This is a genomic window from Xanthocytophaga flava, assembly GCF_030068545.1.
Taxonomy (GTDB): Bacteria; Bacteroidota; Bacteroidia; order Cytophagales; family 172606-1; genus Xanthocytophaga; species Xanthocytophaga flava.
In genome coordinates this window covers 33724-50744 of sequence record NZ_JASJOR010000024.1, presented here as the reverse complement: position 1 = coordinate 50744, position 17021 = coordinate 33724, and the positions used below count along the sequence as shown (strand labels likewise).

General features: G+C 40.5%; 13 protein-coding genes. 10 read left to right on the top strand and 3 right to left on the bottom strand.

All coding sequences use genetic code 11. The annotated features are described in order from the left end of the window. The first annotated feature begins 83 nt into the window (after positions 1-83). The 6 genes from QNI15_RS27985 to QNI15_RS27960 all read left to right on the top strand — a co-directional run bounded on the left by QNI15_RS27985 (position 84) and on the right by QNI15_RS27960 (position 5966). Complete coding sequence (locus tag QNI15_RS27985; RefSeq protein ID WP_314001412.1) at positions 84-443, top strand: endonuclease domain-containing protein; 360 nt, start codon at positions 84-86, stop codon at positions 441-443. Further along, a complete protein-coding gene (locus tag QNI15_RS27980; protein WP_313982589.1) occupies positions 443-901 on the top strand; it encodes a hypothetical protein in 459 nt (152 codons plus the stop codon). Before QNI15_RS27985 ends, QNI15_RS27980 begins: the two co-directional genes overlap by 1 nt. A 51-nt stretch (positions 902-952) precedes the next feature. Beyond that, entirely contained in the window at positions 953-1879 is a 927-nt protein-coding gene (locus tag QNI15_RS27975) for a homoserine kinase (protein ID WP_314001414.1), read from the top strand. A gap of 76 nt (positions 1880-1955) precedes the next feature. After that, positions 1956-3023 carry a hypothetical protein gene (locus QNI15_RS27970; protein ID WP_314001416.1) on the top strand — a complete coding sequence of 356 codons (1068 nt, stop codon included), beginning with the start codon at positions 1956-1958 and terminating at the stop codon, positions 3021-3023. A 115-nt stretch (positions 3024-3138) separates the two neighbouring features. After that, positions 3139-4932 (top strand): DUF885 domain-containing protein, encoded by a 1794-nt coding sequence (locus QNI15_RS27965; protein WP_314034937.1) that lies wholly within the window; start codon positions 3139-3141, stop codon positions 4930-4932. A 167-nt stretch (positions 4933-5099) separates the two neighbouring features. Then, positions 5100-5966 carry a hypothetical protein gene (locus QNI15_RS27960; RefSeq protein WP_314034935.1) on the top strand — a complete coding sequence of 289 codons (867 nt, stop codon included), beginning with the start codon at positions 5100-5102 and terminating at the stop codon, positions 5964-5966. Between the two features lie 110 nt (positions 5967-6076). Here the strand turns inward: QNI15_RS27960 and QNI15_RS27955 are convergent, their stop codons facing one another. From QNI15_RS27955 to QNI15_RS27945, 3 genes are all read right to left on the bottom strand, one after another. Further along, positions 6077-9526, bottom strand: coding sequence for a PQQ-dependent sugar dehydrogenase (locus QNI15_RS27955; RefSeq protein WP_314034933.1), 3450 nt, complete (start codon positions 9524-9526; stop codon positions 6077-6079). A gap of 296 nt (positions 9527-9822) precedes the next feature. Continuing rightward, positions 9823-11703, bottom strand: coding sequence for a CocE/NonD family hydrolase (locus QNI15_RS27950; RefSeq protein WP_314034931.1), 1881 nt, complete (start codon positions 11701-11703; stop codon positions 9823-9825). An 85-nt stretch (positions 11704-11788) separates the two neighbouring features. Next, complete coding sequence (locus tag QNI15_RS27945; RefSeq protein ID WP_314034929.1) at positions 11789-12319, bottom strand: class I SAM-dependent methyltransferase; 531 nt, start codon at positions 12317-12319, stop codon at positions 11789-11791. Positions 12320-12439: 120 nt separating this feature from the next. Between QNI15_RS27945 and QNI15_RS27940 the strand changes: the two genes are divergently transcribed. From QNI15_RS27940 to QNI15_RS27925, 4 genes are all read left to right on the top strand, one after another. Continuing rightward, positions 12440-13297, top strand: a complete 858-nt coding sequence (locus tag QNI15_RS27940) for a helix-turn-helix domain-containing protein (RefSeq protein ID WP_314034927.1) — start codon at positions 12440-12442, stop codon at positions 13295-13297. 586 nt (positions 13298-13883) lie between these two features. Then, positions 13884-15134, top strand: a complete 1251-nt coding sequence (gene fabF, locus QNI15_RS27935) for a beta-ketoacyl-ACP synthase II (RefSeq protein WP_314001429.1) — start codon at positions 13884-13886, stop codon at positions 15132-15134. Positions 15135-15173: 39 nt separating this feature from the next. Continuing rightward, positions 15174-15776 (top strand): TetR/AcrR family transcriptional regulator, encoded by a 603-nt coding sequence (locus QNI15_RS27930; protein WP_314034925.1) that lies wholly within the window; start codon positions 15174-15176, stop codon positions 15774-15776. Between the two features lie 441 nt (positions 15777-16217). Beyond that, positions 16218-16970: an SDR family NAD(P)-dependent oxidoreductase gene (locus QNI15_RS27925; protein WP_314001433.1), complete on the top strand. Its 753-nt coding sequence runs from the start codon at positions 16218-16220 to the stop codon at positions 16968-16970. Positions 16971-17021 lie beyond the last annotated feature (51 nt).

The window sequence follows — 17021 nt, the reverse complement described above, 5'->3', positions numbered from 1 at the left end:
GCAATAGATAGTTCTCTGGAAGCTTGATTTTCAGGCTTCCAGAGATTGTTTAGATACCAGGACGCTATAAATACATAATCTATATGGATGAAAGCAATAAACTTCCCTTTAATCCGGCTTTACAGGAATTGACTCAATACCTGCGTGATTTCAGTTCAAATCCTGAGATTGTGCTTTGGAATCGTATCAAAGATAAGCAGCTGGGTGTTGACTTTTCCTGGCAGCATCCCATCGGCGATTTTGTCTTTACCTTCTTTTGTGAAGAGAAAAGGCTGGCAATTGAAATTGAATCCGATGCTCATACACATCCGGATGCTTATTTCTCCTCAGTACAGAAGCAGGAAGCTCTGAAAGATTATAATATTCGAGTGATACAGCTTAGAGAAGAGGACATTGTGAAAGATGTGGAAAAAGCAGTTGAGTCTATTAAGAAAGAATTATAATGATAGGAAATCGTTCTGGTTCTTTATTGGAAAAAGTAGTAGGAATTGTTTTACTACTAATTGGTATATCCCGTCTGGCTTTTTTACTATACTCTTATACTGGTTATACCCTTGCTCAATTGAGTTTTTTGAATCAAGCAAAAGGTTTTATAGTGCATCTGATTCATATAATTGCAGGTGTGCTACTCTATAAAGAACGAAAAACAGGTTATTGGCAGGCTGTGGTGATTATATTTTATATGATATTGAATGTGTTAGGATGGATATTTATTATGCTGGTCAAAAAGTGGTTTGCCATACCTGTTTTGATAGTATATATATTTTTGATAAGTGTTTTACTTTTGCCTTCTATTCGTCGAAAGTATGCCTTCACTGTGTCTGGAATTGCGATTTGCTTCGGCATTAGTTTTCTCTTTACAATCTCAAACCTTATAGTTTCTTTCATTCAGAAACTATAAGCAGTGCTTTTATAAAATAGATTATTCTGTTTATCACTTACTCATTTACCATTGGATAGCTTACATATTTTTGCCCCTGCAACTGTAGCCAACGTCGCTGCCGGATTTGATATTCTGGGTTTTGCCCTTAATGCCCCTGGCGATGAAATTACCATTCGTAAAACAGACACTCCAGGTATTACGATCCATAACAAAACTGAATTTGCCAGCATGCCGTTGGCACCTGAAAAAAATACAGCAGGGGTTGCATTACAGGCATATCTGCAACATCTGGGTAGTGAACAAGGATTTGAAATTACCTTTCTCAAGAAAATAAAACCAGGTAGTGGCATTGGAAGTAGTGCTGCCAGTTCAGCTGCGGCTGTTTTCGGAGCTAATGAATTGTTGGGACGTCCGTTAGAACGGAAAGATCTGGTGCAATTTGCTATGCAGGGAGAGAAGCTAGCCAGTGGCTCTGCCCATGCTGATAACGTAGCACCTGCCCTGATGGGTGGATTTGTATTGGTTCGCAGCTACAATCCACTGGATCTGGTGACTATACCTGTACCAGAAAATCTGTATGCCAGTGTGATTCATCCTCAGATTGAATTAAAAACAGAAGATTCTCGTCGGGTATTGCGTAAACAGATTTTACTGAAAGATGCCGTAGTACAATGGGGAAATACGGCAGGGCTTATTGCTGGTTTGTTTAAAGGTGATTATGAACTGATCGGTCGGTCACTACAGGATGTGATTATAGAGCCCATTCGTTCGTTATTGATTCCAGGGTTTGAATCTATTAAGACAGCCGCTTTACAGGCGGGTGCTTTGGGGTGTAGCATCTCTGGTTCAGGACCCTCTATCTTTACATTAAGTACATCAGAAGCTACAGCCCAGACTGTCGCAAAAGCCATGCAGCAGATGTGTAGCCAGCAAGGCATTGAAAGCGAAATTCACGTTTCGCCTATTAATACACAAGGGCCGAGGATTGTACAATAATTCAGGCACTGGATTATTTGTCTGACTCAGCTTTTGTATATTCTTTAGAACTAGCAATAATCCTTTAGTAAGACCTATGCCTCTGGAAAAATATCTTATCTGTATTACGTGGTTATTTCTTCAACTAAATAATAGTTTTGCCCAGGTTCCAAACGATAATATTGAAAATCGTTTGGAACTTACTCTGAATCAGTGGCATTCTTCCCGAACAGATAAATGTACTGTACAGTGGAAATGTGTAGATGAAGCTTTAACAGGAAAATGTATTGACTATCATAATGATCAGTGGTTTTATTTTACTACTTCACAGGTCAAAGGTCCTGTTTTTGTCAATATTTCAAAGCAGGCATGTGAAGATATCCGGGGGGTGCAGCTTGTAGTAATAGATGGTACACCTTGCGAAACCAAAACGTATCAGATATTGGCTTGTGCCTCTATGGCTAATCAAGATGATATCTATGTTCAATTAGATTCCTTAAAACCTAATCATACGTACCTGCTCAATGTGGACGGGTATCTTCACGATTATTGTAAGTTTGACATTCAGGTAAGTGATCATTCCATTGGAATTCCTATGAATCACAAAGCAATGGGAACTGCGAAGGGGGAGGTCCAGGGTAAAGTCGTCAATCTATCGTGGACCGTAGATGAAGATATCGCTGCTCAGGTAAATGAGTTTCATATTCTCCGGCGTCGACAGGCAGATGTACGCTCCCAGATTGTCCAAAAGATACCTCTAACAAAAAATGCTGCAGGTGGTTTTGTTGATCATTACGAAACACAGGATACCCTAACTAAAGCAGGTACCTATGCCTATAAGATTCTCGGCCTGACTACAGAGGGAAATACAGTATTGATTGGTTCATCGCAACAGCAGATTGATCAACGGAGTGTCAGTAATACCTATGTATCTATTCCTCTTCCGTTTAAGAAAAACAGCAATGTTACCCTCCTTATTTACAATGCTGTCAATCATGTGCTGCTAGATAAGACGGGGCTAACCTTGTCTGAAAACAATCAGACTGTTCGTTACTTTGCTGGTTATCTGACTGAAAAAGGCATCCATAAGATACAAGTGAGAGCCGTTGATAGCAAAACCGGGCAGGCTCAGGATTTTTCTTTTGACATTACTTCTTCTCAATAGTATATTTCCAGAATAAAGGTGCTCAATAGAAGTTTGCAGGATTACTTTGTATTTCTGTTTCGCTCCAAATATCATTGCCTAAACTAAAAACCAATCCAACCTCAATCTATCCTGTATGAAAAAACGTTATCTGATCTGGTTCGCTGCCCTTACATTGGCAGCCTGTACCTCTAAATCGACTGATACCAGCCAAACCACTGCTATGACAGAAACAAATCCCAAGTTAACCAAGCTGTTTGACGAGTATTACGAAGAACGGCTCAAGTTTTTCCCTCTGGAAGCTACTTCTCAGGGTGATAATCGCTACAACGATCAGCTTCCTAATGATATATCACAGGAGTTTATCGGACAGACCAAAAGCTTTTATGAAAAGTATCTGAGTCAGCTACAAGCAATCTCCCGCGATTCGCTGAGTGACCAGGATAAGATTGGCTATGATGTATTAGAACGTGATCTGAAAATTCAACTGGAAGGCATTCCATTTCATACAGAAGAAATTCCTTTCCAGCAGTTCTGGGGACTTCCTCTGCAAATGGGTATGCTGGGTAGTGGAGATGGGTCACATCCTTTTCATTCTGTGAAAGATTATGATGACTGGTTAAAGCGGGCTGCCTCGTTTACTGTGTGGGCAGATACGGCTATTGGTAACTTCAAAAAAGGAATGGCTGACGGTGTGGTGTTACCTAAGTCACTGGTTGTAAAAATGATTCCTCAGATGAATGATCTGGTAGTAGCTGATCCTACCAAAAGCATTTTTTATGGACCTGTCAATAAATTTCCGGAAGATTTCAGCGACGCAGATAAAACGCGTTTGACAGAAGCCTTTAAGAAAGCCATCACGACTCAGATTGTACCTGCATATAAAAAGATGGGTGATTTTCTCAAGAACGAATATCTTCCCAAAGCCCGTACTACATCCGGTATTGGAGTATTACCTAAGGGCAAAGAGTTGTATGCCTATTATGTACGCTTCTGGACTACTACTAATAAGACACCAGAAGAAATATTTGAGTTAGGAGAAAAAGAAGTTGCCCGAATTAAGGGAGAGATGGAAGCTGTAAAGAATCAGGTTGGTTTCAAAGGTGACCTGAAAGCTTTCTTTGACCATCTGAAAGATGATCCCAAGTTTTATCCATATAAAACACCTGAAGATGTACTAAAGGCTTTTCAGAACATTCATGACAGAATCAAACCTAATGTGGCAAAGATATTCAACAAGACTCCTAAAACCCCTTTTGAGATCCGTCGTACAGAAGCGTTTCGTGAAGCTTCTGCCAGTGCAGAATATCAGCCTGGCTCAGCAGATGGTAGCCGTCCGGGTATCTTCTATGTACCTATTCCGGATGCAAAGAAGTTTAATATAACCTCAGGTATGGAGTCATTATTCCTGCATGAGGCCATTCCCGGACACCATTATCAGATGTCTTTACAACAGGAGAATACAGCCCTTCCTAAGTTTATGCGTTTTATGTTTAACAGTGCCTATGGGGAAGGCTGGGCATTGTATACAGAATCTTTGGGGAAAGAACTGGGAGTATACACAGATCCGTATCAGTACATGGGTGCGCTGGGAGATGAAATGCACCGGGCTATTCGTCTGGTAGTGGATGTGGCTATTCATACCAAAGGCTGGACACGTGAACAAGCCATCAAATACATGATGGACAACGAACCTATTGCTGAACAAGGCGCTGTTGCCGAGATTGAACGCTACATGGCTGTTCCCGGACAGGCATTATCCTATAAGATTGGTGCATTGAAAATTCGTGAGTTGCGCGCGAAATACGAAAAAGAACTTGGCAATAAGTTTAGTCTGGCAGCCTTCCACGATGAGTTTCTGAAAGATGGCTGTCTGCCACTGGATGTACTGGAACGAAAGATGGATGCTTGGGCTGCTGCTCAGAAATAATTTTGATCTTATTTGATTAGAAGAGCCTCAGTTTTGCTTAAGCAGAACGGGGCTTTTTTATTTGCAAAATAACCTATAGATTCTGGCATGTTTTAACTTGATCTACTATGAGATATATATGTATGGTTTGCTTGTGCTTGATGTACGGGGCACTGTCTGCTCAAACAATGGAAACAATATATCGTACATCAAAAGATACTACCCAGAACTATTACCTGGTTCTAAAACCTTTGGTTCCTGTTAAGGGGCTTTTGGTAATTCTGCCAGGGTTTGGGACAATTCCCAAAGAAGTATTACAGGAAACAAAGTTACCTGAGAAAGCTGCCAAAGCAGGATTTGTAGTAGTGATTCCTTTATTGGTAGATTATTTTGTGGTTGATACTACTAATTTGTTTGAAAAGAGATTAGCAACCTTGATTCCTGAAGTTGTTAAAAAATATGCTATCCCCATCAATGCATTTATCATTGGTGGGCATTCACTGGGCGGCCATCAGGCTTTACGTTATGCTGAAAAAGCCTATGAGTCAAAACTTGGTGTACTTATAAGGCCAAAATCTGTTTTTGGTGTAGACCCACCACTAAATATGAAAAGGCTATGGAATAGCTTTGCTTATAATGTCAGGATTAATTTCTCAAAGGTAAGTGTAGAGGAAAGTAAATTCATGTTGCAACGGTTTCAGGTGTTGTATGGAGGATCGCCTAGCCAGAAGCCTGTAGTCTATGAATCTGTATCATCCTATTATCCGGAAGCTCCAGATGGAGGAAATATATGCTATCTGAAAGATATCCCTGTTCGGTTGTATTGTGACCCGGATATTAACTGGGTTATCGCAAATCGTAGAGGAAGCTATGAGTATATGAATGCATCAGATTTATCCGGATGTATTTCGCAGCTTAAGAATTTAGGAAATAACAAGGCTGAATTTATCAATTGTCTTGGCAAAGGATATCTGCCAGATGGCAGACGTCATCCTCACGCCTTCTCTATCCTTGATCCAGATGAGTTTATTGAATGGGCAATACAATGTCTTTAGAATTGGTTAGGAAATTCCTTTCTAGGAATGAAAAAAAGAACACCTCGTTTTAGCAACTACTGCTAAAGCGAGGTGTTTTCATGACCAAGCAAATATATTTTGTTACTCGGTTAATTCTTAATCAGCTTCTGAGTAGTAACCCGACCACCTGATTCCAACTGGATAAAGTATATACCAGTTGCATGTTTACTCAAATCATAGCCTACTGTGTATTGGCCTTTTGTCATATTTTTATGTAATAGTACAGTTCGGTTTCCCTGCACGGAATACAATGCCAGGGTTACTGGACCTGATTGATTTATCGTGTACTGTATAGTGACCTGTCCAGAAGAAGGATTAGGATAAAGTGTTACAAGATTATTGGTATTACCTTCATTCATGGCTATTCGGGCCGAACTGCTGGTTCCATATACTTCAAGTTCATATATAGAGTAGCCATACTGAGTAGATCGTTTGGTGCCATATATCCGGATGTACCGGCCAGTACCATTCAAGCCTGTATGATCATTGATCAGCTGTGTATTACCCACAATAGGTGCTTTCAACGATTGCCAGTTTATGGTATCATTAGAGATTTGAAGTCCATAATCCACTGCACGGGCATTTTCCCAGGTTATCTTTACGCGATTGATCGAATAGACCGCTCCCAGATCTACATAGATCCATTGCGGGTCACTAAACGCGCTGGACCATCGGGTACCTGTGTTTCCATCTACGGCTTTTGCTCCTAACAATGAGCCATTCTCTGTAGAAGAGGTCGTTGTTTTTTTATTGAGTGCCAGATTGCTCGCTCCGTTACTTACAATTGTGAGAGTCACTGGTGATGAGGTAGAAGTAGACCCTGTGTTATCAGTAGCCTGAGCTGTAAGTGTATACGTACCTGCACTGATATTGGTCCATGTATAGGTATAAGGTGCGGAGGTAATAGTTGTTAGTGGCGTTGTACCATTGTAGAAAACAACTTTTGTTATACTTCCATCTGTATCAGATGCTGTTGCTGTCAGGGTTGCACTTCCTGGTGCTACTACTATAGTATTTGTAGTCGCCAGACTTACAGATGGTAAGTTGTTTCCAGAAGCTGATGTAAATGCTATATAATTCAGGTTTATATCATTGCTTTCAAAAACAACCCGAAGCACTTTTGTACCAACTGTAAGGGCAGGCGTGGTAACAGATACAGTTTGCCAGCTTTGAAATCCGCCTGTATTGGGAACATTGATTGTACCAGATATATTCTGTCCATCCAGTTCAATGTGCATAGTTTTTCCAGCTGCTGTAGTGGCTATACGTGTCTGTAGTGTATAAACACCTGCCGACGTTATATTTACGGTATATTCCAGCCATTCGCCAGTTGCTACCCAGCCAATATTGAAACCACCTTCAGAGCAACCTTCTATATCTACATCTTCAGTTGTTCGATATCCATTGCCCGAATTACCTGTACTTAGGTCATTATAGGCAATAGATTGTCCTCCTGTATCAAAGTCTTCAGCTTCGATCTTACCGGGAACAGACCAGGGTAACCCTCCATATGGATTTTGAATAGAAGAAGTGACAGCATAGTTGGCCGTATAGGTTGTATTTACTGCTGGAACACGAATTGTCTGACTGGCCTGACCTCCATGTGTCCAGCTCGAGAATGCATAATTATTATTGCCAAGAACCTGAGGTGTGATGGCTTGTAAATTGATTAGGCTATTGACAACCAGTGTTTTGGTAAATGGCGTAGTGCCTTGAGCTGCTAGCACAACCTGTAATCCTGGAATATTGGCTACAGCAGTTATATCTACCTTATTCGGATAGACATCTACGGAGTCCTGTCCTTTACGTCCGTTAGCATCTGTTGCTGTCAGGATAATTCTGAGCCAGATATTAGGGGATGTTTCACCACCATTGTCAGCAACAAATGATCCGGATGTTACACCTGATGGGACTACAGGCCCAGGATGCCAGTGTTCGCTGGTAGGACTGTCTTTATGAAAGAAACGAACTTCCCAGGAAAGGGCTGATGCAGGCAAGTTTCCATCTTCCTGATCTGTGGCAGTACCTGCATAATTGATTACATCCCCCACACTCCATTTGGTGGTTGTTAATGGCAGAGTAATGTCTGCAACAGGTTTGGCATTGAAAGGTTGTATAGTTAAGGTGGCATTGTTACTAGTTGCGCTACCATTGGCATTGGTCACAATACATCGATAGGAAGCTGCATCCGCCAGTGTTGTTACTGAAATGGTATAGCTGGCAGAGGTTGCACCGGCAATATTTACTGCATTTTTTTGCCATTGATAGGTGAAAGGTGTAGCTCCAGAGGCACTTACAGTAAAGGTTACCGGGTCACCAGCGGTAATAGTCTGACTGGTGGGCTGGTTAACAATAACAGGTACTTGTGTATTATCATATTCCAGCCGCCATAGACTACCTGTGTTACCATATTTAAAATAATAGATATTGCCATCTATACCTACACTAGTGCCCAGTATAGATCCAAAGCCTGATGGTGCAAATTCTTGCCATTGGCCTTGTACTGGATTAGCTGCATCAATGCTACGCATCCAGCCAGAACACCAGTCTGTAAAGTAAAATCTATTCCTGTACTGGGCCGGATAATTTGTGGATGTAGGATTGAAAAATGTTCCGGATGTAATAGCACATCCCCAGTTTGAGTGGCCGTAATAAAAGGCAGCTGTGATCGTATTAGCTGGTTGCTCTGGTCCTGAGCGTCCATTCTGATCCCACCCATAATTATAGTTTTTGGCTGGATCCGGATTCGTCACATCATCAATCTCTTCATAGTTGCCACCCACATTCATGACAAATATTTTTTGAGAAAGCGGGTCCAGACTCATTCTCCAGGGGTTTCGCATCCCAATGGCCCAGATACTTTTTTTTTGTCGGCTGGCTCCTGCTTCGTTGTAATAAGGATTTCCGGGAGCTGGCTGACCATCTTCTGTTAGGCGAAGAATTTTACCTCTGTAAGTATCCAGTTTGGCAGATTCTGCGGAAGAGTTACTTTCTCCTATCGCTATATAAAGTAGTCCGTTTTTAAATAACAGAGCACCACCATTATGGAAACCATTAATGATTGGATCAAACTCCATGACTCTGTTTACAGAGGTCACTTGATTGGATGCATTAATGACAATAACATCCAGATAGTGGAGGGTCATGGCAGCATTAGTGTAGAATATATAACACTTGCCATTCTGAGTAAAGTTGGGGTGTAAGGTAATGCCTAACAGACCTTGTTCGGAGGCTGTGGTTGTCGAAACGGTATGAACCGTACTTACTGTATTATTCTGAAAAACCTTGACAATACCTGCCCGTTCTGCAATAAAAATCCGTCCGTCTGGTGCGTGTGCCATGGCAGTTGCTTCCCGGATATTATCAGCAGTCAATTTCTTCGCTGCAAAACCTGTTGGTAATTGAGCAAATGTGTGATGATTATACAGTATTGAGAGCACAATCAGTAGGTAAATACTTTTCCTGAAAACATGTGTTGTTGAAAAAAGTTGTCTTGGGGTATGACGTGAGCATCCCATGACTTTGTAAAAAAGACTCATAGATTTTACTGTTAAAAAATGAAAAGATAGAATGAGGATACCACCCTGTTTCCAGAGAGTTCATATTCCTTTTTAAAAAATGAAAAATGGAACAGCTAAATGAAAAAAATGTAACTTCTTCTACGGGGATATAAGTACAAAAGTTTAACCCAAAGACTTTATGTAGAAAAATAATAGTGAGTAGTTTCTAACTATCTTATGCATATCAGATAGTTACACAGATTGATAGATATAAAAATACCTCTGCTACTTTACTGGTAACAGAGGTACATGCAAGATTGTGATTATGGATTGTTTTACTTTCCTACTACATTCAACTCTATATAGGTAGCCTTATCAGGTGAATGATAAATCCGTTGTGTAGCTTTCTGATAGTCTGAATCTTTAGCATCATAGATATTATCTACATATTTCTGTGGATTGCGATCTACCAGCGGGAACCATGTACTTTGAATCTGAACCATAATGCGATGCCCTTTCTTAAAGGTATGATTGATGTCAGGCATCACAAAGCTTACTTCTGTAGGTTGATTGGCTGTGAGAGCTTCTGGTTTCTCGTATGAGTTACGGAAACGGGCACGGAATGGCTCACCACGGACCAGCATCTGATAACCAGCCGTAGGGATTTTGGACTCTTTAAACTGGGCTGCTGTGTCCGGATATACATCAATTATCTTTACAATGAAGTCAGAATCTGTTCCGGAAGTAGATACGTGCAGACTAGGCTTTACCTGACCTGCTATGGTAATATCTTCTGTCAAAGCATCTGTTGTATATACTACTACATCCGGGCGACGGGTGGCAAACCGTTGATCATCTGTCATGTATTCGCGTGTCATACCTGTTTTAATTTCTTCAATAAATGGAACAGGATGAGCCGGATCACTTACATATTCGTCATAACCACCATCACCGTCGGCTGTTGGGGTAGCAAAGGCTAGCTTATGATCTCCCTGTAAATACAGCCGTTTAGCTTGTGTATTTTTAGGAGGCCACTGATCATAGGTACGCCACTGATTGGAGCCTGTTTCAAATACATATGCTTCTGGTAGTTTTGGATCAGTCTTTCCTTTGAGATGGTATTGAAAGAATTTGAATTCAATGTTTTCACGATAGAAAGGAGATGTCTTTTGTACAAACGATGCATTACCTAAGAAAGAACCATCTGAACGAGCCCAACCGCCATGAAACCAAGGACCCATTACCAGCATATTGTTAGCTCCCGGATTATTCTTTTCAATTGTTTTATAGATTTCCAGTGCACCAAACAAATTTTCTGCATCAAACCAACCTCCTACAGTCATCACAGCTGGCTTTACATTTTTCAGATGCGGACGTACATTTCGTGCCTGCCAGAATGGATCGTAATTGGGATGTTGCCTGAATTCGTTCCAGAATGCTACACTATCTTTGTAAAAGACAGAATTGATATGACTCAGCGATCCCAGGTTCAGGAAAAACTGATACCCATCCGGTGTACCATGATTGAACCGGTAAGGGCTAGTTGGACGGGGTTGTGGACGAGGCTTTCCAAAGTTAGCCATGAAATTGAAAAAGTGAGGCAAAAAGAAAGCGCCATTGTGGTGAAAGTCATCTCCAATGAACCAGTCTGTAACAGGTGCCTGTGGCGACGCAGCCTTCAACGCCGGGTGATTACTTAGCACCCCCATGGTGGTATAAAACCCAGGATAGGAAATACCCCACTGACCAAACTTTCCATTATTATTTTTTACATTTTTCAACAGCCATTCAATAGTATCATAGGTGTCCGAACTTTCATCAATATCCTTCTTACCCTTCTTGGCAGGATTGTGGGGGCGAACATCCATAAACTCGCCTTCTGACATGTATTTCCCCCGTACGTCCTGATAGGCAAAGATGTACCCATCTTTTACAAAGAAGTCAGAAGGTCCCATAGATGTTTTATATTCATTTTCTCCATAAGGCCCCACACTGTAAGGTGTACGATTCAGCATGATGGGATATTTTTGTGACGCATCCTTAGGACTGTAAACAATGGTGCACAGCTTTATCCCATCCCGCATGGGAATGTAGTAGATTGCCTTTGTGTAGTTGTTTTTTATATAGGCCGCTATATCTTCCTGTGCATACACATCAGATGGTATACATAAGATACTTACAAGAAGAGCAATAAGTAAGTAGTAGGTTTTTTTCATATGCAGTTAGTGGTGTATGGTTGTTTGCAAGCCACAATATACACTTTTGTGTGAAAAATATCCTAATCCACAATAAGACGCTGACTTACTTTGTTATTAACGCTCCATACAGATTTGCTCTGCCATATAAAGATGCCTTGGTACCTAATTTCTCAATTGTAGTATATCCTGCTTTTGTAGCCAGTTTTTGGAGAGATTGAAAGCTGACAGGATAAGGAACCCAGGGATTGGCTTTGTCCGTATCATATTCAACAAGTAATAGCTTATGAGAAGGTTGCAGAAGAGAAGACTGAATGGTGTGGAGAAATGATAAATGATCCCCTACATAGTGTAATGAGTTAGCCATGAGTATGCCATCCAGTAGGGATGGAAGAAAGAATGACTGAGTAAAGTCTTTTACCAGCTTTTTTACCAGAATATTCTGGTAGTTATCAGGGATTGTATCTAAAGCCATCGCATCTTTATCAATGGCATAAATGGTGCTTTGGGGAGGTAGTAGATGAGTCAAGGCTTTGGTAAACAATCCTGTTCCACATCCCAGATCAGCCCATATTTGAGGTTCTGTTTGACGAATAGCTGTTGTATGAATCAGGTCAATGGCTTCGGAAAGTTCCATAGGAATTAGTAGTTTGATTAAAGCTAGTCTTGCCAGTATATATACAATTCTGATGTATATATACTGGCAAGACTAAAAGTAATAAAGGAAACGAATACACCTATATCATATTTTATACCTTTGTCAGATACCTTATTATTATCTTTGAAACCACAGGAATATATACCTATTTATCAATTGGACAGAGATACAATCTTTGTCTATACCTCTGATGACCCTGCATTTCATGGGTTTGGAGGGAGCCACCGGAATGACTTTTTTGAAATAATCTGGTTTACTTCAAACGCTGATGTTCACTATATTGATTTCACACCTCATCCAATTCTAAAAGATACTGTATATCTTTTGGGTCGCAATCAGGTCCATGCTATTCCAGGCAGTAAGCCAGCTGCACGGGTTATTGCTTTTTCTCGTGAGTTGATGTATGCTATTGAAGAAGATCATCTGCGTTATCTGTTTTTGCCATTTACCAATGACGGAATTACTATTCCTCCGGATATGGTTGAGCCAATGGCACATCTGTTTGACCTGATGTATCTCGAATGTAAAACGAAAGCAGATGTTGGTGTACTACACCTGTATTTGCGACTCTTTTTGATCCATCTGTATCGTTTTAGTCAGACGTTGTCTTCATCCATTGCACTACATGATGAACGGGTGAAGAAAATTTATATCCTGATAAGTGATCATTACAAAGAAGAACGGAATGTAACGTTTTATGCCAATGCAGTAAATCTTACGCCTAAGCGACTCAATGAAGTATTAAAGGAGCGATTAGGTGTAACTGTAACTCAGATTATTCATACATATCTGGTTATTGAGGCCAAGCGGCAAATATTAATTGGTAAAAGAACATTCAAGGAAATTGCTTTCGAATTGGGTTTTAGTGAGCAAGCCTATTTTAGCCGGTTCTTTAAAAAACAAACCGGCATCACCCCTGAAACCTTCCAGCAGGTAGCCTTAGGGATATTCCGATAAGCAAAGAGTGCCACACATGCATATACCTTATCTTATTCTATAATTTTTCCGGAAAAGAGGTTTAGGAATCAAGAAAAAAAGCCTCCTCTTTGTACTCTTGGAAGGATCTCTTGACAAATAGAGCTGTCTGTGATTTCTGAGAGAAAGAATACGCTCCTGTTGGAACGGTCATCGGTCTAATCATGCCTGTCTGTATAGAGGCTTAAAGTTCCTTTCAGGAGGGTAAGAAAGGGTGAGAGGGTACAAAAAAGAGATTTTTCTTTAAAATCCTAAAACTATAAAAGTATCAGACAAAATAAGTATATACTTAGCTTTAATAGATTTGTTGTATACTGATCGGTTTGTGTTTTTATCGGTGTTAATTATTTGATTATTAAGAAAATATTTTCATTTTTTTGTTTGAGTACTGTAATGAGATTCTCTCGCCGTTTGATTTTGTTTTCCTTTGTTGAAACTATTTTGATCCAGTTTTTATTTGTATTATAAGATACCGAATGGTATTATTGTGCCGATTTAGAGTGAGGCTACATGCTACTATCCAATTAATAAATAAAATCAGTACAGTGTTATCCGATAAACATATACTATGAAACGAGTTGTAATAACAGGATTAGGAGCGATTACTCCCCTGGGTAATTCCGTAAGCGAGTTCTGGCACAATATTGTGGCTGGTGAGAGTGGAGCAGATTATATTACCCATTTTGACGCATCACGATTCAAGACTCATTTTGCCTGTGAGGTTAAAGGCTTTGAACCAACAGATTATATAGAGAAAAAAGAAATAAAGAAGTATGATCTGTTTACTCAGTATGCCATTGCTGCTTCAGATCAGGCAATTCAAGATGCAGGTTTTGATTTTGCAGCCATGTCAGATGAAGAGAAATATCAGATAGGGGTAATCTGGGCTTCTGGTAATGGGGGTATAGGTACATTTGAAGATCAGGTGCGTGAATATTATCAGGGTGATGGGACGCCACGTTTCAATCCTTACTTTATTCCCAAAATGATTGCAGACATTGCCGCAGGAGTTATCTCTATTCGTCATAAGTTGTATGGTCCCAATTATTGTACAGTTTCTGCCTGTGCTTCTTCCAATACAGCTATTATCAATGCCTTTGATACAATTCGTCTGGGAAAGGCCACTGTTATGATTGCTGGCGGATCTGAGGCACCGATAACTCCCGCATCGGTAGGCGGTTTTAACGCCGCTCAGGCATTATCTAAACGAAATGACTCTCCACAAACTGCTTCGAGGCCGTTTGATCAGGATCGGGACGGATTTGTAATCGGAGAAGGGGCAGGAGCATTGGTGCTGGAAGAGTATGAACATGCCAAAGCCAGAGGTGCTACTATCTATGCGGAAATTGTTGGAGGGGGAATGGCCGCTGATGCATATCATCTTACAGGCACATCACCAGAAGGATTAGGCGCTGCCTTAGGTATTTCCAAAGCTTTACAGGATGCAGGGCTTTCTCCAGCAGATATAGATAACATCAATACCCATGCTACCTCAACGGGTATTGGCGATGTGAGTGAACTTGTAGGAATCAAGCGTATATTTGGGGAACATAAAGTAAGTATCTCTGCAACCAAATCGATGACAGGCCATTTGCTGGGGGCTGCGGGAGCTATTGAAAGTATTATCAGTGTATTGTCTGTAAAGCATGATATAATCCCTCCAACTATAAATACAGAAAATGTAGATCCAGAACTGCCAGAGGGATTAGATATTGTGATAGGAACAGCAAGACATACACCAGTCAATCATGTACTTAACAATACATTTGGATTTGGAGGACACACGGCCACTTCTATTTTTAAAAAATATCATCCATAATGAGTTATTTCAGGAAGAGTGTTATAAATCAGTAAGGTCATGTCGAAAGCAGAACAGACAAAGGCGTTTATCATAGAAAAGACTGCGCCTATTTTTAATTCAAAGGGCTTCTGGGGAACCTCTCTGAGTGATCTGACAGAGGCAACCGGACTTACCAAAGGGAGTATATATGGCAATTTTGAGAATAAGGAAGATGTTGCTATCGCTGCCTTTGAGTATAATGTAAATAAGTTATCTAAAAATATGGATGTGGCTATCCATAATGCACAATCTGCTATAGACAAAATGCAGGCCTTTACGGATTTTTACAGATCTATCTGGAAAGGGGTCTCTACCAGTGGAGGATGTCCCATACTGAATACGGCTGTAGAAGCAGATGATAATCTTCCTTTCCTGAAAAAACGTGTGCAAAATAGTATCAAAGGTATTGCTACCCGATTGATACGTATTCTGGATGCAGGCAAGGCAAACGGAGAATTCCGTAATGAAATAGACTCATCTACCTATGCGTATACCTTTATTGCCATGGTAGAGGGAGGGATTATGCTGTCTAAAATTACTGGTCAGCAAGTGCATTTGTTCACAGTGCTGGACAAGATTATGAGTATTGTACAGGAAGAATTAAAGGTTAAAACTCCTTAGTAAAGAAAGCTTATAATAGTTTCTGGAGAAATAAGATTGAATAAGAAGGGGAGAATAGTGCTAGATAAATCTATATCGTTTATAGCCCATCTACTGGCTGATTTTGTAATCCGCTGGTAGATGGGCTACTTTTTTGTCACTAAATGCTTGTTGTATATAGGATTACATTTTTGTTTGGTTGTATTATTCTATTAAATGGATTGCTCCTAGTGGATTTTTTGTGAGTGCTAGCTCTCCAGCTAGTTATAGCTTTCTGGAGTTAGTATGAAAAGGAGATACGAGGGAATGTTCAAATTGTCCAAGGAATCCGGCAAAAAGTATTCGTTCTGCTGCAATTGTCAGACGTACATTTGTCTTGTTAGTACGGCTTAGCTGTACTAGATAACTAAAGAAAATCTATTTTTCTTTTTATCACTGTTCACAATTAAACAATCAAAACGTATGAAAATCCTTGAAAATAAAGTTGCTATTGTAACTGGTGCGGGTTCTGGAATAGGCAAGGAAATTGCCATTAAATATGCTGAAGAAGGAGCAAAGGTAGTGGTGAGTGATATCAGCGAAAAAGGTGCAAATGCTGTTGTGGAAGAAATTAAAAAGAAGGGGGGAGAAGCCATCTTTATAAAAGCAGATACCAGCAAGCCAGAAGATAATGAAGTCTTGGTAAAACAAACTGTAGTGAAATATGGCGCCTTGCATATTGCCTGTAACAATGCAGGTATTGGCGGTCCGGCGTCTCCTGTAGGTGAGTATCCATTGGATGGTTGGGAAAAAGTAATTGGCGTCAATCTGAATGGCGTATTTTATGGGATGCGCTATCAGATTCCTGCTCTGCTGGCAAGTGGTGGCGGAGCAATTGTAAATGTTGCTTCTATCTTAGGACAGGTTGGTTTCCGTAATTCTGCAGCGTATGTAGCTGCCAAACATGGGGTAGTAGGCTTAACACAAACTGCCGCTTTGGAGTATGCTCCTCAAAATATTCGTATTAATGCCATTGGACCAGGATTTATCAAAACTCCTTTACTGGATGCTAATTTGTCTCCTGAAGCAATGAATGCGTTAGTTGGCTTACATCCCATAGGACGTTTGGGTGAGTCGGCAGAAGTAGCGGAACTAGCCCTGTGGCTAAGCTCATCCAAAGCATCTTTTGTGACTGGTTCTTACTACAATATAGATGGTGGATATCTGGCTCAGTAACATTTTATAGACGAGCCTGGATACTTTTATTCAGGCTCTTATCAGATTGAC